This window comes from Levilactobacillus fuyuanensis (genome assembly GCF_003946395.1).
Taxonomy (GTDB): Bacteria; Bacillota; Bacilli; order Lactobacillales; family Lactobacillaceae; genus Levilactobacillus; species Levilactobacillus fuyuanensis.
On record NZ_RHNZ01000025.1, the window covers coordinates 1 to 25,974 of the forward strand.

General features: G+C 50.8%; 24 protein-coding genes. 2 read left to right on the plus strand and 22 right to left on the minus strand.

The features are described 5' to 3' along the window. Window positions 1-289: 289 nt before the first annotated feature. From EKM73_RS11365 to EKM73_RS11385, 5 genes are all read right to left on the minus strand, one after another. On the minus strand, window positions 290-691 hold the full coding sequence (locus EKM73_RS11365; RefSeq protein WP_125701986.1) for a DUF3021 domain-containing protein: 402 nt from the start codon (window positions 689-691) through the stop codon (window positions 290-292). A gap of 12 nt (window positions 692-703) precedes the next feature. After that, window positions 704-1,159, minus strand: a complete 456-nt coding sequence (locus tag EKM73_RS11370) for a LytTR family DNA-binding domain-containing protein (protein WP_125701987.1) — start codon at window positions 1,157-1,159, stop codon at window positions 704-706. A 19-nt stretch (window positions 1,160-1,178) separates the two neighbouring features. Further along, complete coding sequence (locus EKM73_RS11375; RefSeq protein WP_125701988.1) at window positions 1,179-2,054, minus strand: ABC transporter permease; 876 nt, start codon at window positions 2,052-2,054, stop codon at window positions 1,179-1,181. Between the two features lies 1 nt (window position 2,055). Further along, the gene (locus EKM73_RS11380) at window positions 2,056-2,916 is read right to left on the minus strand and encodes an ABC transporter ATP-binding protein (RefSeq protein WP_125701989.1); all 861 of its coding nucleotides are present in this window, start codon (window positions 2,914-2,916) and stop codon (window positions 2,056-2,058) included. A 244-nt stretch (window positions 2,917-3,160) separates the two neighbouring features. After that, window positions 3,161-3,553 carry a type II toxin-antitoxin system HicB family antitoxin gene (locus EKM73_RS11385; protein WP_225421402.1) on the minus strand — a complete coding sequence of 131 codons (393 nt, stop codon included), beginning with the start codon at window positions 3,551-3,553 and terminating at the stop codon, window positions 3,161-3,163. Between the two features lie 123 nt (window positions 3,554-3,676). Here EKM73_RS11385 and EKM73_RS11390 point away from each other — a divergent pair, with 123 nt between their 5' ends. Next, entirely contained in the window at window positions 3,677-4,897 is a 1,221-nt protein-coding gene (locus EKM73_RS11390; RefSeq protein ID WP_125701990.1) for an RNA-guided endonuclease InsQ/TnpB family protein, read from the plus strand. 81 nt (window positions 4,898-4,978) lie between these two features. Here EKM73_RS11390 and EKM73_RS11395 read toward each other — a convergent pair whose 3' ends face one another. From EKM73_RS11395 to EKM73_RS11405, 3 genes are all read right to left on the minus strand, one after another. Beyond that, complete coding sequence (locus EKM73_RS11395; RefSeq protein ID WP_125701991.1) at window positions 4,979-5,389, minus strand: hypothetical protein; 411 nt, start codon at window positions 5,387-5,389, stop codon at window positions 4,979-4,981. A gap of 87 nt (window positions 5,390-5,476) precedes the next feature. Then, a complete protein-coding gene (locus tag EKM73_RS11400) occupies window positions 5,477-6,079 on the minus strand; it encodes a DJ-1/PfpI family protein (protein WP_125701992.1) in 603 nt (200 codons plus the stop codon). A gap of 622 nt (window positions 6,080-6,701) precedes the next feature. After that, on the minus strand, window positions 6,702-7,955 hold the full coding sequence (locus EKM73_RS11405; protein WP_125701993.1) for an RNA-guided endonuclease InsQ/TnpB family protein: 1,254 nt from the start codon (window positions 7,953-7,955) through the stop codon (window positions 6,702-6,704). Between the two features lie 95 nt (window positions 7,956-8,050). Here EKM73_RS11405 and tnpA point away from each other — a divergent pair, with 95 nt between their 5' ends. Then, window positions 8,051-8,470: an IS200/IS605 family transposase gene (gene tnpA, locus EKM73_RS11410; RefSeq protein WP_125701994.1), complete on the plus strand. Its 420-nt coding sequence runs from the start codon at window positions 8,051-8,053 to the stop codon at window positions 8,468-8,470. Between the two features lie 194 nt (window positions 8,471-8,664). On the opposite strand, the gene rplS is transcribed toward tnpA, so the two are convergent. From rplS to smc, 14 genes are all read right to left on the minus strand, one after another. Then, complete coding sequence (gene rplS, locus EKM73_RS11415) at window positions 8,665-9,021, minus strand: 50S ribosomal protein L19 (protein WP_020088978.1); 357 nt, start codon at window positions 9,019-9,021, stop codon at window positions 8,665-8,667. A 111-nt stretch (window positions 9,022-9,132) separates the two neighbouring features. Continuing rightward, entirely contained in the window at window positions 9,133-9,912 is a 780-nt protein-coding gene (gene trmD / locus EKM73_RS11420; RefSeq protein WP_020088979.1) for a tRNA (guanosine(37)-N1)-methyltransferase TrmD, read from the minus strand. Further along, window positions 9,912-10,430 carry a ribosome maturation factor RimM gene (rimM, locus tag EKM73_RS11425; RefSeq protein WP_125701995.1) on the minus strand — a complete coding sequence of 173 codons (519 nt, stop codon included), beginning with the start codon at window positions 10,428-10,430 and terminating at the stop codon, window positions 9,912-9,914. The genes trmD and rimM overlap by 1 nt, the downstream gene beginning before the upstream one ends. A 667-nt stretch (window positions 10,431-11,097) precedes the next feature. Next, window positions 11,098-11,358: a KH domain-containing protein gene (locus EKM73_RS11430; protein WP_020088981.1), complete on the minus strand. Its 261-nt coding sequence runs from the start codon at window positions 11,356-11,358 to the stop codon at window positions 11,098-11,100. A gap of 9 nt (window positions 11,359-11,367) precedes the next feature. After that, complete coding sequence (gene rpsP, locus EKM73_RS11435) at window positions 11,368-11,643, minus strand: 30S ribosomal protein S16 (protein ID WP_020088982.1); 276 nt, start codon at window positions 11,641-11,643, stop codon at window positions 11,368-11,370. A gap of 87 nt (window positions 11,644-11,730) precedes the next feature. Next, on the minus strand, window positions 11,731-12,027 hold the full coding sequence (locus EKM73_RS11440; protein ID WP_125701996.1) for a hypothetical protein: 297 nt from the start codon (window positions 12,025-12,027) through the stop codon (window positions 11,731-11,733). Beyond that, on the minus strand, window positions 12,024-13,376 hold the full coding sequence (locus EKM73_RS11445; RefSeq protein ID WP_125701997.1) for a vWA domain-containing protein: 1,353 nt from the start codon (window positions 13,374-13,376) through the stop codon (window positions 12,024-12,026). The genes EKM73_RS11440 and EKM73_RS11445 overlap by 4 nt, the downstream gene beginning before the upstream one ends. A 3-nt stretch (window positions 13,377-13,379) precedes the next feature. Continuing rightward, a complete protein-coding gene (locus tag EKM73_RS11450) occupies window positions 13,380-14,564 on the minus strand; it encodes an ATP-binding protein (protein WP_125701998.1) in 1,185 nt (394 codons plus the stop codon). A gap of 47 nt (window positions 14,565-14,611) precedes the next feature. Then, window positions 14,612-17,260 carry a cation-translocating P-type ATPase gene (locus EKM73_RS11455; RefSeq protein ID WP_125701999.1) on the minus strand — a complete coding sequence of 883 codons (2,649 nt, stop codon included), beginning with the start codon at window positions 17,258-17,260 and terminating at the stop codon, window positions 14,612-14,614. Between the two features lie 304 nt (window positions 17,261-17,564). Beyond that, window positions 17,565-19,028: a signal recognition particle protein gene (gene ffh, locus EKM73_RS11460; RefSeq protein WP_125702000.1), complete on the minus strand. Its 1,464-nt coding sequence runs from the start codon at window positions 19,026-19,028 to the stop codon at window positions 17,565-17,567. Between the two features lie 19 nt (window positions 19,029-19,047). Continuing rightward, window positions 19,048-19,389 carry a putative DNA-binding protein gene (locus tag EKM73_RS11465; protein WP_125702001.1) on the minus strand — a complete coding sequence of 114 codons (342 nt, stop codon included), beginning with the start codon at window positions 19,387-19,389 and terminating at the stop codon, window positions 19,048-19,050. A 506-nt stretch (window positions 19,390-19,895) separates the two neighbouring features. Next, the gene (locus tag EKM73_RS12915; RefSeq protein WP_225421404.1) at window positions 19,896-20,666 is read right to left on the minus strand and encodes a hypothetical protein; all 771 of its coding nucleotides are present in this window, start codon (window positions 20,664-20,666) and stop codon (window positions 19,896-19,898) included. Window positions 20,667-20,908: 242 nt separating this feature from the next. Continuing rightward, window positions 20,909-22,414 (minus strand): signal recognition particle-docking protein FtsY, encoded by a 1,506-nt coding sequence (ftsY, locus tag EKM73_RS11475; RefSeq protein ID WP_125702002.1) that lies wholly within the window; start codon window positions 22,412-22,414, stop codon window positions 20,909-20,911. Continuing rightward, complete coding sequence (gene smc, locus EKM73_RS11480; protein WP_125702003.1) at window positions 22,414-25,968, minus strand: chromosome segregation protein SMC; 3,555 nt, start codon at window positions 25,966-25,968, stop codon at window positions 22,414-22,416. The genes ftsY and smc overlap by 1 nt, the downstream gene beginning before the upstream one ends. Window positions 25,969-25,974 lie beyond the last annotated feature (6 nt).

Here is a 25,974-nt window from a genome sequence, read left to right on the forward strand (position 1 = left end):
TTCATGGCCTTTTTGACTAGTCTGAATAAAGAACTGGTCTAGTAGAGCAGGTGTTGCACTTCAATTTTAAATCGAGGAGAAAAATCAAGTTCAATTATGAACTGATTTTCGCTATTCTCGTGGCACCTATTCACTCTAAATCACACAAAAAAATGGCCCCCCATTCCTGTGAATGGGCGGACCATTTTAAAATCTAAGAAACTCCGGCTTGCTAAACAATCTCTCTGAATCTCTTTATTAGCATCTCTTAAACTCTAATAGATAACTATACACGTTCAATTAGAATTCGTCAAGCTTTATTTTCATTTCGTTCGGCAATGGCCCGATTAATCTTGGTGACACGTAGGTGTTGATCCAATGTAACTGCGGCCCAAATACCGATATACACCAGGAAAAATACAATCCAAAATGTCCCTCTCGTCACCAACACAAACTGCCACCCATTGTAGAACAACATCGCTAACACTAAGGCTAACGTGCCACACAGGTGCAGGCCCAGCGCCACGGGAAAGCTGAACCGGTCGCTGTCAAAAATCAGACTGACAATACCAATAGCCGCACTCATCAGTAAAATACTCAAAATACTTTTTGTGCTACTGGCCGTCGGCTCCATATGACTCGCCATCAGCAGAAGGTAGGCCACCCCGCCGTAGCCCATGCCCCGCAAGGCATAGCGTATCACTTTATTCACTAGGGTCACCTCCTAAATGCCTAACCGCCGCATGAGTCCCTTCACGTATTTACGACTCACATCGGTCTTCACTTTTGCCGTCAACGTCGCCGTCATATTGCCAGAAAAGCTATCCTCCAACGCCTCCAAATGATCCAAATTTAACACGCTGTGCTTTGAGACCTGCACAAAGTTCGGATTGGCCAGCCGCTGCAGTAGATGCCGTAACGGTTCCTTAGTCGTCACTACCCCCGATGTCGTGTACAGAAGCAGCGTGGCGGTCTGAATTTCCGCCGAAATAATCGTGGCGACCTTGACCATCACCAGCCGATCCGGTGTCTTCACCGCAATCATCCCCGGTTGCGTGGCCGCATAGCGATCCAAATACGCCAGTAAATCGAGCACCGCTTCCGTCTCGCTAGCGGCTTGAACCACGACCAACGGATCTGCTGGGTCGATCTCAGAATTTTTCTCGAATTTATGCCGCACGCACCACGCCTCCTACCTGCTACTGTTTCCGCAATCGGCGCCGCTGGTGGTACTGCTTCGCCCAAGTTGGGCCCACCGTCAATATCACCGCACCGATAAAGATTAACCCTATTATGTGGTAAGTTGCGGACGGGGTCAACAGTCCCGACCAATCGAGACGGATGCCCATTAACTTTTCAAAATTCAACCGCGCCACCGGAGCATGTCGAAAGATTGTGTCCAGCCGATCATCCATTAAAAGTTGCCGATACAACGCGGCCACGTAGCTGCCTGGTGTGAGTTTGACAAGGTACTGGGCAAAGGTCGGCAACAGCCCAATAGGAATGTAGGTACCAACTAAAAAACCAGCCGCAGTCCCGACAATCGAGCCAAGTTTACTTAGATTAGTCACCGTCCGAACCCCCTGAATCAGGATGGCATTCACGGTCGTCGCTAGCAATGCGCTCACCACCATGAGTCCCAGAACATTGATTGCCTGGGAAATGGTAACCGTCACGTGATCCGTGAGTGCAAAGTCACCCAACATGATGGCAAACATGGCCACTTGCATTATCACGCCAATCACTGCTGCACTTAATAAATAGCTCAGTTGTAGCCGTAACGGGCCGGCATCGGTCAACTGTAGGTCCGCCGTCACGTGCTTTTCCCGGTCGATAACCATCTGTGAAAGGCTGGTCAGAGTCGTCGTAATCCCAGTAATTGCCAGCGTTCCCCCAATCAGCCACAAATCTAGCAGGCGGGTTGCGTGCGGAACGTGAGACCAGCTATTTAGCATGTTCAGTTTCAGGAAAATAAGGTATAGCACAAATGAAATCAACGCCCCCATCAGGGAGAAGAAGACGCCGCTCCAATTGCGGAAGTATAACAACAGATTCCGTTTTATCATGGCTAACATGTTAACGCATCTCCCTTCCAGTCAGGGCGAGAAAGGCATCGTCCATCGTCCCCGGTCGAAACTCAAAGGTCGTAATCAACTCTCGGTTAGTCGTTAACACCTCGAGGGCGTCCTGCGGTGAGGACAGTTTGAAGATTAAACGATTGCCGTCACACTCTGTCGGCGCCACAGTAAGCCGAGCCCGCAACCGGTCGACATCTGAGCTTGTCACCTGCAAAACGTCTTCAGCGTACCGCGTCTTGATAGCCGTCGCGGTCCCAGCCGCAACCAAGCTACCGTGATCAATGATATAGACACTATCCGCCGCATCGGCCTCGTCTAGGTAGTGCGTCGTCAAGACAACCGTCAGTTCGCGGGTTCGCTGCAGGTGGCGCAGAAGATCCCAGATGGCCGTTCGCGTTTGAATATCCAGTCCGGTCGTGGGCTCATCTAAAAACAAGATGTCGGGATCGTTCAACAGAGCCCGCGCAATGTCCACCCGCCGCTTCTGTCCCCCAGACAAGGTGCCGTACTGTTGGTGAGCAAAGGCCGTCAAGCCCAGCTCTGCACTGACTGCCGCTACTTTCGTCTTGGCGACGTGCCGGTACTGCTTGGCCCGAATCTGTAAGTTTTCTGTCACCGTTAACCGCTCGTCCAGCACGCTATTCTGAAAGACAACACCCCGTTTGACCTGATCCGCATAGCTCACCTGGCCCAGACTCGGTGTCGTCAGGCCAATCAGAAGATTCATCGTCGTGGACTTGCCCGCGCCGTTGGGCCCCAGTAGCGCCGTAAAACTCCCCCGCCCAATCTGCAAGTTCAAGCCATTGACCGCAACGTGACTACCAAAGGTTTTTGTTAAGTGCTTCGCTTCTAATAACATCTGTCCCATCTCCTATGCCGCTAAGAATAGGCCCAATTGGCTAAGTTGTCTGGGACTCGGGGATAAGTGGCTGGTGCGGCTTGATGAGTGGTCGAAAATGGCCGTTAAAAAGCGTACCCGTTAGAAGTGATCTAACGGGTACGCTGCTGAATAACGATTGCTTTTGTAGGACACTTTTTCTTGAAACGAAATGATTCTTGGATGATTGAAATAGAAAGTAACATCATTTTTCTTGATTTTCGAACTAAGCTTCCAGCTTTGCTTTTAAGGCTTCCGTTAACACTTGTGAGACGTTTACCTTCCGCTCTTTTGCCATCACGTTCAAATATTCTGGAATCGTGACATTTTTACGAATAGTCCGAGAATACTTCATCCTAAACCCAGCGAAATCAACGGAAACATAGACAAGCGTTTCGCCATCTTTTAATTTGATATCTTCAGGCTGGGATGGCTTCGGATACTGCGTCTTGTCCGACAATAAATTACCAATCAGGTCTTCTGTCATCGTCACAGCATTTAAAGTATCTGTTCCTTGGGTATAGCCACCTTGCAGATCAGGAACTTGCACAAAAATATACGCATCATCTTTGCTAAAATGGCTGGATAGATCACTAAGTCCTTCTTCATTAAAAGCCAAGCAGGAAACCTGCGATTTCAATTGCAGGATGAATGCTAGAATTTTACGCTTTACGAAACGCACGTTCCCCTATCTAGTGGCTAAGCATGGTATACTTAGACCAATCTTCAGGGGAGGTAGCTATTGGTTAAATTAGGCCGAACGATTAAATTACGACTCTATCCAGACAACAATCAGTCGGCAGATTTCTTAACAATGAGCCGAGAGTACCAGCGATTAGCTAACATTGTCAGTCAATGGATATTTGACCATGATTTTCCGTTAAGTTGGTTAAAAATCAATCACCAGCTGTACCAAGTTCTCAGACAGAAATCACAGTTGAACAGTCAGATGGTCCAGTCTGTTTTTCGGACGGTCGCAGCGCGGTACAAAGCTGTTCAGGAACAGATGAAACAACATCCTTACCGTTATAAGAACGAGGGCAACAAATGGGTTCAAGTTCCCAGGGACTTGACTTGGTTGGTGAAACCCATCCATTTTCGTCGACCACAGGCAGATTTAGTTCGTCAAAGAAATTATTCTTTTGTGGATGAGATGAAACGAATCTCAATCACCACCCTGGGTAAGCGGACGAAACTGTACTTTACCGATAAAGGCTTCGAAGACTATTTTCACGGAAATTGGAAACTTGGTACCGCAAAATTAGTCCATAATTGTGGCAAGTGGTTTCTACACATTGGTGTCACGCGGGAAGTTAGTGACTTTAATGCTAAGGATAGCCCTAAAATCGTAGGAATTGACCGTGGCCTGCGCTTTCTAGCAACCACCTTTGATAGTGCGGGAAAGACGCTATTCTTTGACGGTCAAAAAGTCTTATATAAGCGGAAGAAGTTCCTAGAGACCCGTCGACAACTACAAAGAAAAAGTACCAAGTCTGCCAAGAAGAAGTTAAAGCAACTAGCTCAACGAGAGAACCGCTGGATGACCGATGTGAATCATTGGTTAGCTAAGACACTCGTTACGGCATATGGATCGCATACGCTTTTTGTTTTGGAAGATTTAACTAATGTGACATTCAACACCGATGACCTGCCTAAGTCCTTACGAAACAGCCATCGTTCCTGGTCTTTCTTCCAGCTAGGATCTTTCTTAACGTATAAAGCTCAGGCCATTCAGAGTATTGTTGTGAAGGTTAATCCAGCGTTCACCTCACAGAGATGCCCTAAATGTGGCATGGTCGAGAAAACTAATCGCCATCACGAGGCTCACGAATATTGGTGTGAACAATGCCAGTATCGTTGTAATGATGACCGATTAGGGGCAATGAATATTAAGATGCTTGGACAAGATTGGTTGAGCGGCGTCAAGCACCCAAAGATTACAAAATTAACGACTATTAGGTAGATCCTGATAGTTAAATGGGTAGCTGTCAATTACCCGATGATGTTGCCACTACGAGTAGGAGTGCTTAACAGGCATGTTGGACTACTGTGTCGTCAGACACGTGAGTGACAAGCCTCTGAATTCATTCAGGGGCAATTGACCAGTACTCTGAGTATCTCCTGTCATATACTCCCAAGGATTGACGACCTCCCCCTTTGTCGTCCATCGGCGGTTCACGTGACTATTCCTTTTATCTTGGTGATGCATAGTCAACGCCCGGTGCTTGTAGGTTTCAAAACGCTCACCACTCTTACTGTAAAGACTCCGATACTTATTTCGTAGCGTCGGATAACAAAGCAACCAACTCAGAAATATCCAGATAGTGAAATAGGTGACGGGAATCGTCCAGCCAGTCCGGGTACGTTCCAGATTCCAGGTCAACAGGACTAGCATGATAAACACACCTTTTAGTAGGGTTAACACGTAGCGCCAGATTATTTGCCAATTTGTCATGGATTATCCCCGCCTTCTCAGATATTGCAACGCCATAAGTTACTTGGCTTACATTTTTGATTTATAAAATGATTACGTGTCTCAGTACTAGCCTTCAAAATGATAAGTCAACTCTTCTGCAGTATATGGCCGATCCTTACGGGCAGGTTCCAAAAAGCTATCTCCGACCTTAATGCCACAAGCACGTGCCACCGTAATCGCAAACTCACGAAAGAATTGGAAACTTGATGAGATTATGCCATTGTCCGAAACGACCGGCTGACGGACTAAGTTTTGTTTCGGGATGAACGGATTATTTTCATATGTTTCTTCAAAAATCCCACCCGTAAATTTCGTATCCGCCAAGAGCCCCGCCTTCGCTAGTAGAATTGGTGAACTCGACATAGCCGCAATAATTGGCCGTTTACCCGCTGTCTTCAGTTGTGCTAGAAAAGCTGCGTTACGGACATCACTTAGCGGTACGTGATAATCGTCAATTCCTGGGAGAATCAACAAGTCATAATCTAGCAGCACAACCTGCGAAAAGTCCTTCTGTGCCAAAACCACCATAGAATCTTCTCCCGTATACGCCTTGGATTCTGCAGCAACTGTCGTCATTTCCCAATCATCCTGAAAGGCCAAAATTTCTGTTAACGCTGCAATCTCAAAATTACAAAAACCAGGATATAACATGACTAAAAATCGTTTCATGACCAGCACCTCCATTTATTATATTTCTCTCATAATATCATCTTGCTTTAATCAAGTAAATAAAGACTAGCCTTCTAGTTCAGGCCAGCTGTCTTACTAGAACTTGGTGTATGATTGAATGCGACACTTAAACAGCGTACCCGCTAGAACTAGCCTAACGCGTACGCTGCTGAATGATAACTATATTTGTAAGGCGTCTCATCTAAAGAATGCTTTCATTTCTGATACACTTGATCAGGCAAGGGGTTTTATGTGCGGGGGCTGTCTTTCCCTTTCGAGGTGAGGTCTATGGAAAATTCCGAAGAAAGGTTTCACGACCCGTGAGTGTTTTTCGAACGCTATCGTTAATGCTGGCATTTGCAACATTAATGATTCTTATCGATCGCCATAACGATCGCAAATAAAAAAGCCGCCCCCATAACTTTGATCGGTTAGGGCGACCTGTCGTCAGAACTGTCTCCGCTCGTCAACCACGCCCGTTTAAAAACGGACGCTTGCGAGAACCACACCCCATGGCATGGTGACCACAATTTGCTTAGATACAGCGATTGCCTACGAAGAGGACTTATCCGCTAATTACCAAAGCCTTTTAGGTCCGCAGGTTGCTAGACGGACTCGTTTTTTATAGTGTTGCTAAACCCTTAGCTAATATATTTTTAGCCGCGTTATGATCACGTACATGAAACGTGCCACAACTAGGACAAGTCCATTTGCGATCAGCCAACGTTAACTTATTCCTACCAGTCATGACGTACCCACAATGACTACAAGTTTGCGTTGTATTTCGGGGATTGACAGTCAAAAATATTCGATCATACAGATCCGCCTTATAGGACAGCATAGACAATAATGTTCGCCAGCCGACATCCGAGATGCTCATTGCCAAAGCATGGTTCCGTAACATGTTTTTACCCCGCAGTTCTTCAGCTACGACTAAATCGTGGTTTTTGATCAAGGCCGTAGAGACGTGATGCAGGAAGTTCTTGCGTTGGTTAGCAACTTTAAGCTGTAATTTAGCCACTAGTAATCGTTGTTTTTGATAGTTCTTGGATTCTGATAAGCATCGTTGGTTCTTTTTAGCTCGTCTGGCTCGCCGTGACAGTTTCCGTTGGGCTTTAGCCAGCTTTCCCTTAATCATCCGATAGTACCGTGGATTCGCAACCATCTTTCCATTGGAGTCCGTCAGAAAATTATCAAGATTCAAATCGATGCCGACTTTAGATTCAATAACTGGTTGCTTAGAAACGAAGGGATGCTCCGACCCCATCTGCAGGGACACAAAATAATGACCCACGGCATCCATTGAGACTGTTGTCGTACCAACTCTGACATCATCGACACGTGATAAAAGTTTTGATGGAAATCCCTTGAAACGGAGCCGTCCCAGCTTTGGTAGCCATAAGTGGTGGGGATCAGTTAACCTAACACTCCCATTGTTCATCGCTGGTGTCATCACCTTAACACCATAGAGACAAGACGTTTGATAAGTCTGAGTATAACCACGCTTATGAAATTTAGGCGTCCCCGCCTGATGGACCTGGTGGAATAGTTTCCAGGCAGTCTTGTAATTCTTAATGGCATTAGCTTTCATCAGACTGTCAAAATCCGGATGATTTAACCAACCATGAATATTGGAGATAGCAGTTGATGGCTTCTTTAGACGTTCAGCCAGATCGGCGATTCGATCCAAAACAAGCGTAATTGGGATCTTCACTTGCTTTAGCCAGAACAGGTCATTATTCATGCCGTTCATCTGATTATAAATAAACCGACTGGCGTCACTGTTACGCCTAATCAACCGTTTTTGTTCGGTTGAAGGAAAAACTCTAACCTTAACCCCATAATGATAAGGCAATTGGGCCATTGTCTTCGCCATAAGTTGCCACCTCCTCTTGCTTGATGGTAGTATATCATATGAGTATACTGTATCTATAAGAGAAGGGCTTATAATAATATTTATAGATATAACATATGAGCAAGGACATTGACGAATTAATTCACGAACGAGGTTATGTTTACAATTTTCATTTTCACTTGGTCTGGGTCACTAAATGCCGGCATGAAGTATTTACAACGCCAAAGTTAGTCGCTGAAATGACCGACATTCTAATGAAAATAGCCCGACTGAATGAGGTGACTATTGAGCAAATGGAAGTAATGCCTGACCATATCCACTTACTGCTAAGCTTTAAGCCCAAGTATGCGCCAACCAATGTTGTCAAAGCCTTCAAGGGCGGTTTGGCTCGTTTATTCTTTGAATTACATCCCGAGATGAAGGCTCAGAAGTTCTGGGGCGGACATCTCTGGTCTCCAAGCTACTTCATGAGTACCCTTGGCGATATGAGCAAGGAAACTGTAGAAAACTACATCGCCAGTCAACGAAAGGGATAGCGGCATTCATCCCTTGTTTGAAAGCAAGAGAATTCTGCCTAGCTTTCATTAAAGCGGCGTGCAAGGTCAGTGTAAAAGCATCGGCTTTTGCTATGACCCTAATAAATACTAGTGAGCAACACCAAACACATTTGCTCTCTTTTCAGCGCAAAAAAAATACCAACCACCGAAGTGATTGGTATCTTGAGTTGTTACTAGTTGCGACGGCGTTCTGGGATCCGCGCTGCCTTACCGTTAAGTTCACGGAGGTAGTACAGCTTAGCACGACGTACACGACCTTGACGAATAACGTCAATCTTAGCAACACGTGGGGAGTGTAATGGGAAGATCCGTTCTACACCGACACCGTTACTGATCTTACGTACAGTGTAAGTTGCTTGGATGCCAGCACCCTTACGCTTGATTACGACACCTTCGAACAATTGGATACGTTCGCGGGTACCTTCAACGATACGGGCGTGAATACGCACAGTATCTCCGGCACGGAAGTCTGGAACATCGTCCCGTAATTGTTCTTGGTTGATCTTTGCAATTAAATTATTTTGGCGCATATCAATTCTATCCTTTCGCCAACATTCATCCTCAGTTTCGACAGCGGAATGTTGTTTCTGTGGCTAAACAGCCAAAAGTAAGTGTATCATATCTCGAAATGCCTGTAAAGGTTATTTTCTTGACTCCTGCTCAGCAGCCTGACGTTCTTCCTCTTCGATCCGCACGTCGGCCAGCAGATGCTTCTGCTCCTTGGTCAACTTGCTGTGGTCGATGAGGTCGGGACGCCGCGTGTAAGTCCGCCGTAACGCCTCTTTTTGCCGCCACTCGTCAATCTTACCATGGTTCCCACTGATCAAGACATCGGGCACCTTCATGCCACGGAAATCAGCTGGCCGCGTGTATTGCGGGTATTCCAGCAGTCCTGAAGAGAAGGAATCCCCAGGCGCAGACTCCTCGTTGCCAAGTACGCCGGGCAACAGCCGCACCGTGGCATCGATCATCACCATAGAGGCCAATTCTCCTCCCGTCAGCACGAAATCCCCCAGAGAGACCTCATCCGTCACGAGTGAGCGAATACGCTCGTCATAGCCCTCGTAATGGCCACACAGGAAGGTTAAATGTTCTTCATGGGCAAACTCTTCGGCGACGTGTTGATTGAATGTCACGCCAGCTGGATCCATCAGAATCACTCGGCCCTTTGGCAAGCCCTCGGCCGCCGCCTGCTCTTCCGTAGCCTTAACGGCATCGAAGATTGGTTGTGGTTGGAGTAACATCCCGGCACCCCCACCAAAGGGGTAGTCGTCAACGTTACCGTGCTTGTTGGTCGAGTAATCTCGGAAATTGGTGACCGGCATGGTCAGATGACCATTTTCAATCGCCTTTCCCACGATGGAGTCGTGCATTGGCCCGGAAAACATATCCGGAAATAGACTTAACACATCGATTCGCATTACTCGAGTCCCTCCATTAATTCAACCGTGACTTGGTGTTGCTCCAAGTCGATGGTCTTAATCACTTGGTCGATCTTCGGCAACAGCAGGTCGTCTTTGCCAGGACGATCAACGACCCAAACGTCATTGGCACCGGGTGACAGAATTTCTTTGATTGTCCCCAGTTTTTCGCCATCGACCGTGACGACATCCAAACCCACGATTTGGTGGTAGTAGTATTCGCCGGGTTGTAACTTATCGTGTTGTAATTGGTCATCCGTCACCTTCAACGTGCTTTGCTTATAGATCTCAACATCGTTGATTGACGGCTTGCCCTCGAAGCTTAATAAGTAAAAGTTCTTGTGGGGCCGTTCGGAAGCAATCGTCAACTTAACGGGCTTGGACTGGCCCTTCTGAAAAGCGTAGAGGGTTGACCCCACCGCGAAACGATTCTCAGGAAAATCGGTGATCGCCATAACGCGGACCTCACCCTTGATACCATGCGTGTTCACGATGGTCCCGACTGTGTAATATGCCATCTAATTGGCCTCCCTATTTTTTAAAATGATTATTTTATATTTTTAAATCAGTCGTTTGGTTATTTCAATTCGCCTTACCAGGCGGTGAAAATAAACCGGGACGCGGTGGGCGGACGTTCCGAGCCACAGAGCGGTCTCGAAACTTGCTTTGAACCTCTGAGAACCGAGTTTCAAAGTCACCAATTCTCTAAGCGACAAGTCGCTAAGAGAATTCCCACGGCTGAGTTTATTTTCACCGCCCTCACGGCTGACATTGATTCAACCAAGTTTAACTGTTTATTCAATTAGAAATTGTTTTCACGTAATGATCACCATGACCGATCACAATAAAGTTGCGGATTACTGCAATGGTATTTTACCACTATCAGCGACGTTTCCCACCGGTTTATGTCCAAACTAATCGTCGCATTAACACGACTATCTTAGCCGAAGGAGGCCAGAGATGGCGCCAGCCGTGGCGGTGGTGTTGGCTGATGTTTTTCAGCCAGCACCACGGGACGTATTTGAAGACGTGTGATTTTCTCGGCTTCAAATCGAGCCGAAAGACCGCTCTATGGCTCTCGGCGGTCCCCACAGCAGGCAGAATCTCTGGCAGCCGCAGGCGAACAGCTCGCTTAATGTGACGCTTAGTTTGGGGTACAAAAAAACTCGAGGAAACGTTGCCGCCTCACTCGAGAGTCTTTGCCGGGCGGTCATCAATGATGAGTCGTACCCGTTTATTGCCTTGAACGCGAACGCTATAGACGATTGTACGAATCGCCTGCGCCACGCGGCCTTGTTTACCGATCACCCGACCGATATCGTCCGGATGAACGGTTAACCGATATTCGTAGAACCGGTCCGTCTCCTGAGGTGTTACCACCAAAGCTTCGGGATGTTCCACGAGTGGGCTAACAATTGCTAGAATTAATGCCTTAAAATCGGTCATGGCTAATCACTACTTTTTAGTGTATTTAGCTTCGTGGTATTGCTTCATGATACCAGCGTTGGAGAGTAAAGTCTTAACCGTATCTGAAGGTTGAGCACCATTGTTCAACCAGTTCATGATAGATTCTTCCTTCAACGTAATTGAAGCAGGTTGGGTAACTGGATTGTACGTTCCAACTTGTTCGATGAAACGACCATCACGAGGACTCCGTGAGTCGGCAACCACAATCCGGTAGAATGGGCGCTTCTTAGAACCCATCCGCTTTAAACGAATCTTAACTGACATGTAGACACCTCCTGTATTTCTTTCAACGTGTAATAATATACCAGTTTATGGATATGATGTAAAGGGTTTTTTCTTTACACCTCGAAATTAATCGAAAGGACGCTGTAACCAGGCCCGATCATTCGGGGTTAAATACTGTTGATTCGCGGCAATCCACCGCTGAATGGCCCCGTAATCGTCGAAATCTAATTTTACCGAACTAACCCCCGCTGCCTGTAAATCCTTCGCAAATTGGAGGTCGGCCACGGTGATTGGCGCTTGGAACAACGGATTCTCCTGAGCCCGTGCGCCCCACTCATCGGCCAAGATGGCATGAGCGTTGCGATACGGTGCTGTTTGTCTAATCAACGACCGTAACTCGGCCGCCGTTAACTGTTGGGTCACGACTTTTCCCTCCTTATCGCCTGCCACTGCGGATCGGTCGTCAGACTCACCACAGTCCCGGGCGCCGACTCGACCGAGAACGCCGCGATGGGACTCGTCAGCAACCAGATTACCGGTACCGGCAGTGTTGGCTGTAGATGTCGTTCCCCGTAACCGTCCGTCAAAATAATGACGAGCTGGCCACTCGCCCCCTGAAGGAGTCGGGGCAAGGCATCGAAGACCGCCTGAAACCGGGTGCCACCCCCGCCCGTCCGTGTAAGCTGCTGAGGACGGCGCTGCAGGTCAAAGCGCTTGTTAGGGTCCATGACCGTATCAAACGGATAAACGGTCACCTGGGCGGGATAAACGGCCAATAACGCGGCCATCTGTCCCAGCAGGTAGCTAATTTCACGGTTACCCATCGATCCCGACTCGTCGACAAAGACTGAAACCTTCTGCCAGGTCGTCACAATCTGACCGGGCAATTCCATTCTGGCCGGTTGTCGACGGTTGAATCGGCCAAACGCCGGCTGACGTCCCGCTGGTACCTGCCCCAGTCCGCGTTTAAGCAAGGCCCGCCAATCCAGTGGATGCTCAGCAATCGTCGGCGTCAAAGCTGCCTGAACGGCCCCAGGGAGCGTTCCCCGCTGCTTGGCCGTCAAGGTATCCGCCGTGTGCTGGAAGAGTTGTTGACGCCACTGCTCGCGATTTGCCGCGGCGGTGGCATCCGCATCTCCCCAAGTCGAATGGCCGTCTAAATCGGTCGGCTCAATTCCCTCGGTCGCGGTCAGGCGTGTCGCGTCGGTTCCAGGATGTGCCGGACCACCAGCCGGCTTGGGCTGTGACGAGGCGTGTTGCTTAGCTCGCCACTGGCGCAATTGCTGAAAATAAATGGCCGAGTCCTGCTGCCGCAAGACCGGTTGGCCAATCAACTGTTGGAGCTTTTGACTGGTAATCGCCTGTTTTGGTAAGTCAGTCAGGTAGTCGTTGACCGCGGCATCCGTCGCCCAACGCACCAGTCCAGCCTGCGCCGGTGTCTGTAACGCGGCGGCATACCGTTGGGGGTGTTGCCAGAGCAGGTGAAGGACCGTGTGACGGAGCATCGTTACCCACTGGGCCCCGGTCCAATTCTGTTTGGCAATCGCCTCTGGATTCAACCGTAGCCGCCAATCCCTGGGCGTCGGCCGTAGCTCTAACGGCGCGCGCCCCTGACCGACCTCAAGTGTCAGCTGACTGAGCACGTGGCCGTAGAAGGGGTCCGTCTGCAACAGGGCCATGACCGCATTGCGATAAAGCTCTTGCGACCGCGGGCCCTGGTCGGCGGTCGATACCGTGCCTAACCGTTTCAAATCCTGCGTTAAACTGGTCATCGCCTACACCTCGATCTGACTACCACGCCGGCCAATCGCCGTTAACTGCTGATACAGCTGCGCCACACCGGGCGTTGTCGCTGTCACAGCCGCAAATTGTTCCAAAAGCTTCGGTTCATCCGCCAGCTGCTGGGCAATCGCAAACTGACCATCAGCGGGACAGGCCGCCAGCAGTTCACTGAACCGCTGGGCCGTGCTCCCCGTTGTCAGGGGCCAGTCCGCGGGATTGGCAGCCAAACACAAGCGGAGAATCTGTTGTTGTTGTGCCGGCGCAAGACCCTTAAAGACGGTCACGGCATCCGCTGTCGTATACGCCTGGTCAACGGTCAATCCCGGCCGTTGCTCCTGCACGTAACCGGCAAAGGCCGTGCCGACCGTCATCCCCAAGTTTCCTTGCATGATGGCCGCCACGACCGCCGTTTGACTCAGGAGTCGTTGCTGTTCTAATTCGTGTAAGGCTTGTGAGACCCGTTCCCAGGCACGGGGTGTCGGTTGCAAGTCATCGTCCGCCGTAGCAGTGGTCGTCGCAACCATGTGCAGATCGGCGGGATTTTCCGCTAAATAAGCTGTGACCAGTGGGTGAATCCGTGGCTGGCCGTTAACCGTCTGCGTTGCCCAAGCCAACCAGGTCGTGGCGTCCGCCGTTAAGACGAGGCGCGTCGTCCGATCGGCAATCGCCGCATCCCCGGGGGTTACGCCGTAATGGCTCTGCTCGAACCCGGCCATGGTCGCATCGGGATTTTCCGCGAGGACCAGGTGGACCTGCTCCGGTAGCGTTAACGTATTAATCTGTCGTTGCAGCACGAGATTCATCAGCTCACTCTGAACTGCCTGTGTTCCCCGGTTAAACTCATCTAAGAACCAGATGATCTCCTGGTCCGGATGGGCTTCGGCGTAACGAATCATGGCAACCAGGGTGTGAGAATAGCCAAACTGCACGTCGGCCAGTGACCCATACTTTTCGGTCTGGACAAAGGAATCGCTCGTCAGGGGTGGGACGGGAATCACCAGATCCCCCTTTTCAACCAAGCTGACGACCGTCGTAAATAGCTTGGCGTGACGCTGACGGGCCAGGTCCGCGACTAACGCGGATTTCCCGATCCCGGCTTCACCCACGATGGTGGGCACGCTCCCACTCGCTAGGACGACGTTGGTTGCTTGTAAACACGCTTGATACGTTAAAGCCACTACCTTCACACCCCTTCAGGTCACATTCTGTAAAATAACGATTACCATTATTTTACCACGCGGCGTTGAAAGAACTTAACGATTTCCACAATGACAATCATCATAAACGAGGCTCCCAGGACGATGGCCCATTGGAACAGATCCAAGTGAGCGACGTGGAACATACCATTTAAGCCCGGAACCAGGATCGTCATGGCTAATAACGCGAAGGCAATCACGATGGCCCAGTTGAAGAATTTATTCCGGAACAGGCCGACCGTGAAGATTGAGCCGCGAATCGACTTGGAGTTAAACGCGTGGAATAGTTGAATCAGGCCTAACGTAGCGAAGGCCATGGTCAGAGCATCGGCATGAGCCAGGTTAGTGGCGGCGTGAACTGGATAGGTAATCGCCATCCAGTAAACAAACAGCGTGATGGCTCCCTCCAGCAGTCCCTGGTAAAGGATACCGCCCAGCACCCCACCGGAGAAGAAGTTAGACTTCCGGCCACGTGGCGGTTGCTTCATAATGTTACGTTCCATCGGTTCGACCCCCAGCGCAATCGCTGGCAGGGTGTCGGTCACCAGGTTGATCCAGAGAATGTGGACCGGTGCCAGAATTTGCCAGCCCAACATGGTCATCATGAACAGTGTCAGGACTTCACCCAGGTTGGCGGACAGCAGGTACTGAATGGCCTTTTGAATGTTAGCAAAGACTTTCCGTCCTTCCTCAACGGCCACGACAATCGTGGAAAAGTTATCATCGGCCAAGACCATATCGCTGGCCCCCTTGGAAACCTCGGTCCCGGTGATGCCCATCCCAATCCCGATATCGGCAGCCTTCAGTGCGGGGGCATCGTTGACCCCATCACCGGTCATGGCGACGACCTTACCGTGCCGCTGCCAAGCTGTCACGATCCGCACCTTATGCTCCGGCGCGACCCGCGCGTACACCGCATAATCCTTGACCTTGTTGGCAAAGGTAGTGTCGTCCATGGCGTCCAGCTCGGCACCGGTAATCACGGCATCGGTCTCGCCCGCTTCGATGATGCCCAAACGCGTGGCAATGGCGGCCGCCGTATCCCGGTGGTCCCCCGTGATCATCAGGGGACGAATCCCAGCCGATTTGGCGTCGGCCACGGCCTGTTCAACCTCTGGCCGTTCGGGGTCGATCATCCCCACCATTCCGGCAAAGACCAGGTCGTTTTCAACGTTAGCACTGGTCATATTCGTTGGCACTGCGTCGACGATTCGGTAGGCAAAGGCCAGAACTCGTAAGGCCTGCGTAGCCATCTCATGATTAGTCGTCAGGATGGCCTCGCGGTCGACAGCCGTCAACGATGCCGCCTGACCCTGCTTAGCCACCTGTGTCACCCGTTTCAGCAGTTCATCCGGCGCCCCTTTAACGGCGATCAAGAACCGTTTATCGGGTAAAGGATGAACGGTCGACATTAACTTCCGCTCGGAATCGAAGGGAATCTCCGCCACCCGTGGTCGGTCGGCTAGGATTTGATCAACGGGATAGTCACGGTCCATTTGGTATTGGACCAACGCGGTTTCGGTAGGATCACCGGCCAAACCTTCATCAGTGATTTTCGTATCGTTGCTGAGAATCATGGTTTGAGCCAACAGATTGTCTCGGTCAAAGTTCAGGCTGTGAGCGTCGACCAGCTTTAAATCCTGATAAACTTTTTCAACGGTCATCTTGTTTTGCGTCAGTGTCCCGGTCTTATCGGAAGCAATGATATCGGTACTTCCCAGCGTCTCCACGGCCGGTAGCTTCCGCACAATGGCGTGGCGCTTGGCCATTCGCTGGGTACCCAAGGCCAGCGTAATTGTGACGATGGCTGGCAACCCTTCTGGAATTGCTGCAACGGCTAAGGAAATCGCCGTTAGTAGCATGTCAATCAGGCTCTCGGCCTGCCGCCACATTCCCATGGCAAAGACAATGGCCGCAATCACTAAGATCAGAATCGTCAGGGATTTCCCAAGCTGCGTCAGGTTGGCCTGTAACGGCGTAGTCGTCTCGTCGGCGGCTTCAATCATGCCGGCAATCCGACCGACTTCCGTTTGCATCCCGGTGGCGACCACGACCCCGGTGGCTCGACCGTACGTGACGTTACTATTCATAAACGCCATGTTAGCGCGGTCCCCGATGGGCAAGTCATCGCCCGTCAAGATGCCATCGCGCTTCTCAACCGGCACAGATTCCCCGGTCAGCGCGGACTCCTCAACCTTGAGTGAGCCCACCTCGACCAACCGCAGATCGGCGGGAATGATGTCGCCGGCTTCCAGCAACACAATGTCCCCAACCACCAATTCATCACTCTTGACGGTCGTAACGACGTTGCCCCGGCGCACGGTGGCATTGGGGGCCGACATCTCCTTTAAGGCGTTGATGGCTTCTTCGGCCTTAGCCTCTTGAAAGACTCCGAAGACGGCGTTTAGCACGACCACAACCAGGATAATCACGGCATCGACGACTTCACCGGTCAGACCGGCGATCAGGGCCGCCACCATCAGGACAATGATCATAAAATCCTTGAACTGTGCGATGAACTTCTGCAAGAGCGATGTGGTCTTCTGCTGATTCAAGGCGTTCTTGCCATTCTGCGCCAGTCGCTCCTGCGCGGTCTGCGCGCTGAGGCCTTGCGCATCAGTCTGTAGCGACTGGTAAATAGTGGACACGGGTTGCTGGTAAATTGGGGCTTTTGCCATTTTCCATTTCCTCCTATGGTGTGCGCCGACCTCACCTGATTAACCCGCGATAATGATTAACAGTCACCATTAAATGAGGTTAAAAAAATGAGGCCTACGCATGCACACAAAAATTTGTGAACACACATAAGTCTCACTATTTAAGACAATACCGGATTGGCTTCTTGCTGACGATATTGCCGCAGAGTTTCCTGCTAGTTACTCCCTTATGAATTGCTTTAGAGATAGTATACCGGATAAACCTCCCGGCGTCTACTCTTTTGCAAGTTTCAAATTGAAAGCACCGCTAGCTGAAAATTCAAGGCTATTTCCGGCGTTTCTTCTTACTCTTAAGGCGCTTCTTTTTGTTTTTCTTCATCTGACGGGACATCCGGTTCATGGCCATCTTCTGCATGCGGCCCATACCGGCGCCACCGCCCATGCCACCCATACCAGAGCCGCCCATCATTTGTTCCATCCCAGACATGTTCCCCTTGGAAACTTGGTTCATCATTTTCTTCATCTGGTTGAACTGCTTGATCATTCGGTTCACTTCGTGGATGGGGCGACCGGAACCAGCGGCAATCCGCCGGCGACGGGAAGGATTCAAGAGATCGGGATTGGTCCGTTCTTGTGGCGTCATGGAGTACACGACGGCCTTCAAATGTTCCATATCCTTAGGGTCCATCTGCGCATTCTTCAGTGCAGGGTTGTTGGCCATCCCCGGAATCATCTTCATGATTTCATCCATGGGTCCCATCTTTTGAATCTGGCCAATCTGATCCAAGAAGTCGTTGAAATCAAACGAATTTTCCTGAATCTTTTCGGTCAGTTCTTGGGCTTGCTTTTCATCGTATTCCTTCTGGGTCTTTTCAATCAGGGAAAGCATGTCCCCCATACCCAGAATACGAGATGCCATCCGGTCTGGATGGAAGACGTCCAGATCAGACATCTTTTCACCTTGACCAATGAACTTGATTGGCTTGCCGGTCACGGCCCGAATAGACAGTGCAGCCCCACCACGGGTATCGCCATCTAACTTGGTCAGCACGACCCCGGTGACGTCCAACTTGTCGTTGAACCCTTCGGCGGTGGCCACGGCGTTTTGCCCAGTCATGGCATCAACCGTCAGTAAGATTTCGTCGGGGTGAGCTAAGGCCTTGATCTTGGCCAATTCATCCATCAATTGCTCGTCAATCTGTAAACGACCGGCGGTATCGATGATGATGTAGTCGTTGTGGTCCGCTTCAGCTTGGGCTAACCCTTGCCGCACGATTTCCACGGGGTCCACGTCGGTTCCCAATTGGAAGACAGGAACATCGATGCCTTGGGCGACCTGCACCAACTGCTCGATGGCGGCTGGCCGGTAAATATCTCCGGCAATCATCAGTGGACGGGCGTTTTCTTCTTCCTTCAACTTCCGGGCTAATTTCCCGGCAGTCGTCGTTTTCCCGGCCCCTTGAAGCCCAACCATCATGATGATCGTTGGGATCTTGTCGGATTTGTTCAGGGGAACGGCTTCTTCCCCCATGGTCTTCGTTAACTCTTCGTCAACGATTTTGACGATCTGTTGGGCAGGGTTCAACCCTTCCAGTACATCGGCACCCATTGCCCGGTCACGGACCTGCTTCACGAAGTCCTTGACCACGGTAAAGTTAACGTCGGCTTCCAGTAATGCTAGCCGAATCTCACGCATCGTTTCGCGCAGATCACTTTCGGAGACTTTCCCCTTCCCGCGAAGTTTGCGCATTGCGTTTTGCAGTCGTTCAGTTAATCCTTCAAACGCCATTCGTATTGCCACCTAACTTTCATTGTTCTTCTAGATTTTCAAGTCCCGCGACCAACCGGTTGAGTTTGGCATCCTTGGGGTAATTATCCGCCACGTATGCCTGAATCTCATCGGCCTGTTCGTTGCGAGCCGTAAATTCTTGATAAAGATGAAGCTTACCCTCGTAATCTTCGAGGATCTTTTCCGTCCGCCGCAGGTTGTCATAGACCGCCTGTCGACTCACGTTGAATTCCTCGGCAATTTCACCCAGGGAGTAGTCGTCGCCGTAATACAGTTGCATATAGTTATTCTGCTTTGCGGTCAACAACGGCTGGTAGAACGCAAATAAGGAATTAATGCGATAATTTTTTTCAATTTCCATGATTGGTCCTCCCAGATAGTTACGCCGCGCTTACTGGATCATCACCATCCCCGACCGCCGTTGCCGGTCTGCCGGGAATGCTTCCCCTATTTGGAAAGTGTGACGGGACCCATCCACGCACTTACACACTCTACTAGAGTACCGATTTTTAACGGTTTCGTCAATTTTTTTCGCGTTCTTTAACGACGAAATATTCTGCCGGTTTATTAGTGAGATTGGGGAAGAAGTATCAAAACGGACTTCGCGCGCTTTTTCAGCTGGGCGGGTGTTTATTATAAGAAAAAGCAGATTGACATCTATATCATGATTTTATAATTGAGATTTAACTGAATTGGGCAGACAAGAGTGATCGTCTTACAATACAAACTCAAGGTCCAAGAGAATGCACAATTTTTAGTGCTATACCCTACTGTAATTCAAAAAAACTCTGTAAAACTGATTTAGTTTTACAGGGCTAATTTTAGTATATTTATCTTTTTAAATTTTATTTTGCAATAGACTCTGATCTACTTAGCAGGTTCTAGGTAGATATAAGCATCTCCACGATTGGCACCTTCGTCACCCCAGCCATTGTGGATGTCAATGCCAATGTGCCAGCCGGCATACTTGGCGCGAACCGTTGCTGGATAACCAGCAACATTCAACAGTGATTTATAGGCTTGGAAGTAGAAGGGTTGGTCATCAGACTTGGGATTCCGTAAATGAATCAACGTCTGGTTGGCACCAACGTAGTCACCATCGACAGCATCAACTGGGTAAGCGGCGGAATTAGCTTCCCTGTTCAGCGATGCATCTGAGATGGTTCCTGGGAACAATTGCTTTAAGGCCGCCTTGAACTGGTCTTCATTCTTGCTTCCCAATTTCCCCTGCGGTTCAGAAACAGTTGCGGTCTGAGAGGTCGTCGCTCCGGTTGCAGCAACCGGTTTTAGATACCCCCGCCAGATCCAGCCTTGTAAGGTTCCGTCCGCACTTTTAACGTGATAATAAATGGCGTTGTGCCCTTTATACTTTTTATACAATTTTTCATGGGCATCGGTGTACCAAGTAACAGTTGGGGTAACGTCATTATTACTGTAACGAATACCCAGGTGCCTGGAGTAACGGGCCCCCGTAGTTGCTGTAAACGCATGTTGCTTCATACTCTTACGCCAAACTAGCCGCACCGACTTCGACCGTGAACCAGAATACTGGCTATTCGCAGAAGCAGTCACATGTGACATTCCTAAAATGCCTACACCGACCCCGATAACCATAATGCCTTGTATAACCTTTTTCATGTAAATTCCTCCCGTTCAACCCCAGCCATGTTAACTAAACAATACCTGAAGTCCTACTAACCATTTTAGTACAAAATTACTTTTTTACACATCTTAAATAAAAAAGCTGAAAGACTCCCGACCATTACTCTAGTCGAGAGTCTTTCAGCTACATTTGTTGGTCTAAACAGACAAGCCCATCATCGATATAAATACCAACGGGTCAGACGATTCAGAACCGAAGGCATTAGCTAATCGGCCCACTATCTCTCCAACGCTTTAACATCGATCAGGCCCTTGAACAGGCCGTAAACGAACTCGTTCGGGTCGAATGGCCGCAAGTCTGAGATCTGTTCGCCCAACCCAATGAACTTCACGGGCACGTGGAGTTCATTGCGAATGGCCAACACGATTCCCCCACGGGCGGTCCCATCCAACTTGGTCAAAACGATTCCAGTCACATCGGTGGATTCCTTGAACAACTTGGCCTGCGTCAACGCATTCTGCCCAGTCGTCGCATCCAGCACCAACAAGACTTCGTGTGGTGCCGTTGGAATTTCACGGGTAATGATCCGCTTCATCTTGGCCAACTCATTCATCAAGTTAACCTTGTTCTGCAAACGCCCAGCCGTGTCCACGAAGAGAATATCGTAATCCTCTTCCTTCGCCTTACGCACGGCATCGAAGACAACGGCGGCAGGGTCCGACTGAGGCTTCCCCGTCACGATGTCAACGTCCGCCCGTTTGGCCCAGACGTCGAGTTGCTCTGTGGCTCCGGCTCTAAAGGTATCGGCCGCAGCCAACAACACCTTCTTGCCGGCCTGGTGATAGCGGTTGGCCATCTTCCCAATGGTCGTGGTCTTCCCAACCCCGTTGACCCCGACAAAGAGGATCACGGTTGGACCTTCCTTAGCCATGTTCAGCGCAGTACTCTCGTCATTACCGGCCGCATCGTAAATCTCAACCAGCTTCTCGACCACCACGTTCTGCACATCGGCAGACTTCTTGGCGTTCTGGAGCTTAACCTCGTCGCGCAACTCATCGCTGAGCTTCACGGCCATGTCAAAGCCAACATCGGCACCAATCAGCGTTTCCTCCAAGTCATCGAAGAAGCTCTCATCGACGTGGCGGAAGTTCGCCAGCAACGCGTTCAGCCGTTCGCCGAACGTGTGCCGGGTCTTTTCCAGGCCTTTGTCGTAGAGTTGTTCATCGCTAACCGGTTGATCGGCTGATTCAGCGGGCGTCGTACGCTCAGTTGTGGCTGGTTCAGTCGATGCTGGGGCATCAGACGTTACCGTCTCGGTGGCTGCCGGTTCAGTCGCAGCGCTCGCTACGGAATCTGGTTCAGCCGTTTCTTCTGCGGGTGTGGCTTCGGAGACGGGGGCCACTGCTGGCTCTGGCGTTGGTTCGGCCGGCGTTTCAGTTACCGCCGCCGTTGACTCAGACACAGCAGTTTCCGGAGTGTCCGTGGCTTCACTAGCCGCAGTATCAGAGGTCGGCACTGTCTCGCTCGCGCTTTCAGCATCACTCGTCGCTGATTCCTCAGCTGGCGTTGCCGTCGATGATGCTGGCGTCTCGGTTACAGCACTTGCCGAACTAGCGGCACTACTATCGACGGCACTGCTCGATTCAGCAGTTACCGCCTCACTGGTTGGTGTGGCAACAGCACTTGCTGGCGTTTCAGCACTGCTGGCTGGGGCTGATGATTCTGGTGCTTGGCTTTCCGGTTCCTTTTTGGCCCGGCGCCGAAAAATATCAAATAATCCCATTAGGATTGCTTCCCTTCCGTCGTGGTTTGTTTATCCAGATCTACGGCGACCATCTTGGAAACGCCGGACTCCTGCATCGTCACCCCGTATAAGATATCGGCTTGGACCATCGTCTCTTGCCGGTGGGTGATCACGATGAACTGGGTCTGATCCTGGAACTGATGAATGTAGCGGGCGAACCGGGTCACATTGGCCGGATCCAGCGCCGCTTCCACTTCATCCAAAATACAGAATGGTACGGGTTGTACCTGTAAAATTGCAAATAATAGCGTAATTGCTGTCAGGGCACGTTCGCCTCCGGAAAGGAGTCCCATATTCTGGAACTTCTTGCCCGGTGGCTGGGCCATGATGTCAATTCCCGTGGTCAACAGGTCGTGGGGATCGGTCAAGACCAACTCGGCCTTACCACCGCCAAACATCTGCTTGAACGTCGCCGCAAACTTCTCGGCAATCTGATCAAAACTCTGCTTGAACCGCCGTTTGACCTGACCGTCGAGCTCATCCATGCTCGTGGTCAACTGATCACGCGCCGTGAGTAAGTCATCGCGTTGCTGGGTCAAGAAGTCGTAGCGTTCACGAACCTCTTTGTATTCAGCGATGGCGTTCACGTTGACCGTCCCAATCTCATCCAGCCCACGCTTCAACAGCTTCAACTGCACGGCCAACTCGGTATCGGGGAGGTCGCTAACTTCGGTCTCCGCACCGGCTAAGCTCAGCTGGTACTTCTCGGAAAGTTGATTCTGCTGTTGGTCGATCAACGCGGCTAACCGGGTCTGCTTGACCTGCGCCTGTTGGAGATCGTCGTTGGCCAATTGCAACAGCCCACTGGTCCGCTGGTTCGCGTCCTCGGCCGCTGCCAACTGGTCGTTGACCGTGGTCAACGTTTCGTTGCTGGCCACCAGTTCGTGGTCGATAGCTTTCCGATCGGCCTGCGCCTGCTTCAACTGTGTCTCGGCTTCAACCGGCGTCAAAGCCTCCCGCTGATCTAGTTGTTTCAGATCAGTGGTCAGCGTGGCAACTTGTTGCTCGGCCGCTGCAATGTGGTGTTTCAGGTCCGCACAGGTCGTCCGTTGTTGCTGCTGGCGTTCCTTAGCCCCAGCCTGCCAAGCCTGCTTCTCAGAGAGTTGGGCCTGCTTGGTCGTCTGTTCGGCCGTGACCGTCTCAATCTGTTTCTGGACGGTCTGGACTTGCGCTTCGGTCGCCGTAATCTGCTTCTCACCGGTCAAAATCTGCTCGGCTAAGTGCGCATCCTGCTGGTCATCCCCGGCATTTTTCGCCTGATCGATGTCCAATTGCGCCGCCTTGACCTGGCGACTGGCTTGAGACAGCGCAGTTTGCGCACTGGCTAAATCATCATCCAGTTGCCGACACTGCGGCTGTAACCGATTGATAGTCGCCTGGAGCGTCTGGCTTCGCTGTTCGCTAGCTAACATGGTAGCTCTGGTCGTCTTAATCTTCGCTTCTTGTTCTTGTAACTGTGGTTTCATCTGAGCGATTGACGCTTGTAACTGTTGCAAGTCCTGTTGTTGCCGGAGCACGCTGCTGTGATTCTGCCGCGCTTGCCCCCCGGTAATGGCCCCACTGGCGCTGACCACGTCGCCGGCCAGACTGACCACCCGATAACGGTGATGGATCTGCTGACTAATGGCCACCGCAGCGTCGAGGTCGCTTGCAAAGATCGTGGTCCCCAACAAGTACTCTAAAATGTTAGCGGCCCGGCCGTCAATCTTGACCAGGTCACTCCCAATACCTAGAAAACCGGCCAGCGACTGCAAGTTTTGCCGTGTCGTCCGGTCAACCTGACGCCCGTGAATGGCCGTCAGCGGCAGGAAGGTGGCGCGCCCAGCACGTTGCTGGCGCAGGTAACTCACAGCGGACTTCGCCGTCGTTTCATTATCCACGACCACCTGTTGGAGCTGACCACCCAGCGCATATTCAACGGCTGCTGTGTAACGTTCAGGCACGTCTAGTAACTCTGAAACAGCCCCCAAGAGACCCGCGAACTGTTGGCGCTGCTTGAGGATGGCCCGTACACCTTGGTAGAAGCCCCCATATTCAGCCGAAGCCGCCTGTTGGCTCGCTGCCTTGGTCTGCGCGCGTTGATAGACTTCCAACGCCGCCTGCCAATTGTGTTGCAATTGCTGATAGGTCTGTTGCTGTTGTTGATACTGACCGGCCTCGGTATCGAGGGTCTGTTCCGCCGCGTTTAGCTCGGACTTGTGCGTCGTTGCCGCTGCGGTGGCCGTATCAACCTTGGCCTGAGCCGTCTTTTCAGTCGCCTGTAAATCGGCTAGCTGTCGAGCGACCCGTTCACCTTGCTGCAGTAACCGTTCCTGATTCTGCTGAATGTACTGCCGCTGGTTTCGCCAATTGGCAACGCTCTGTTTCTGATCGAAATAGGTCGTCCGCAGTTGTTCCAACTTAGCCCGCAGATCACTCAGCGTCTTGGGCGCCGTTGCCTTGGTCAGTTCACGAATCTCGGCCTTGGCTGTGGTCATGGCCGACGTTAGATCCTTTAAGGTCTGTTCAGTAGTGGCTAATTGTTCCTGGTCCGACGCAATTTCACGTCGTAACTGTTGCAACTGATCCGTGGTCGCCTGACGCTGTTCGTCTTGGTGCCGTTGTTGTTCGCCGGACAGATTAACCTGTCCCTGACACTGTTCGACCTTTCGGGTAGCCGCAATCAGCTTGGCCTGCAAGTCATCCTTCTTGGCTAGCAACGCTGTCTGACGCTGCTTGAGCGCCTGAACCGTTGTCGTCTGGTCGCGCTCCGCTGTCTGGTGATTGGCAACTAAGTGTTGTTTTTCCTTAACCGCCGCATCCGCGGAACCCTTTTGATCCAATTCCGTATGCAGTTGTCGCACCAACTGGGTCTTTTCCAACAATGCATACTTCTTTTGCTGGTCCAGATAATCCTCAGCTAAACTGCTCTGTTCCTCCAACGGCTCCAAACGACCCTCGAGCTCAGCCACAATGTCCTCAACCCGATGCAGGTACGTCATGGTCTCTTCCAGCTCGCGTTGGGCCTTTTCCTTGTCCTTGCGGTACTTGTAAACGCCGGCAACTTCCTCGACGATGTTCCGTCGTTCCTCGGGTTTACTGTTAAAGATCGCCTCGACTCGTCCCTGTGAAATAATCGAGAATGAATCTTGCCCCATTCCCGAGTCCATTAACAGCTCCGTGATATCCCGCAACCGACAATTCTGCCCGTTGATTTGATAGTCACTCTCGCCGGACCGGTACAGGATGCGGCTGATCGTTAACTCCGTGTAGTCGCTCTTCAGGTAGTGGTCGCTGTTATCCAGCGTAATCGCCACTGCCGCACGATTCAGCGGATGGCGGTCGGCTGACCCAGCAAAGATGACATCGGGCATCTTACTACCTCGCAAGCTCTTCGCTGACTGTTCCCCCAAAACCCACCGCACAGCTTCAGAAATATTACTCTTTCCACTACCATTAGGGCCGACGATGCCGGTCATCCCCGGCAAAAAGTCAATTCGAGTCTTATCCGCGAAGGACTTGAACCCGCTAATTTCTAATGTCTTTAACCGCATCGTTAG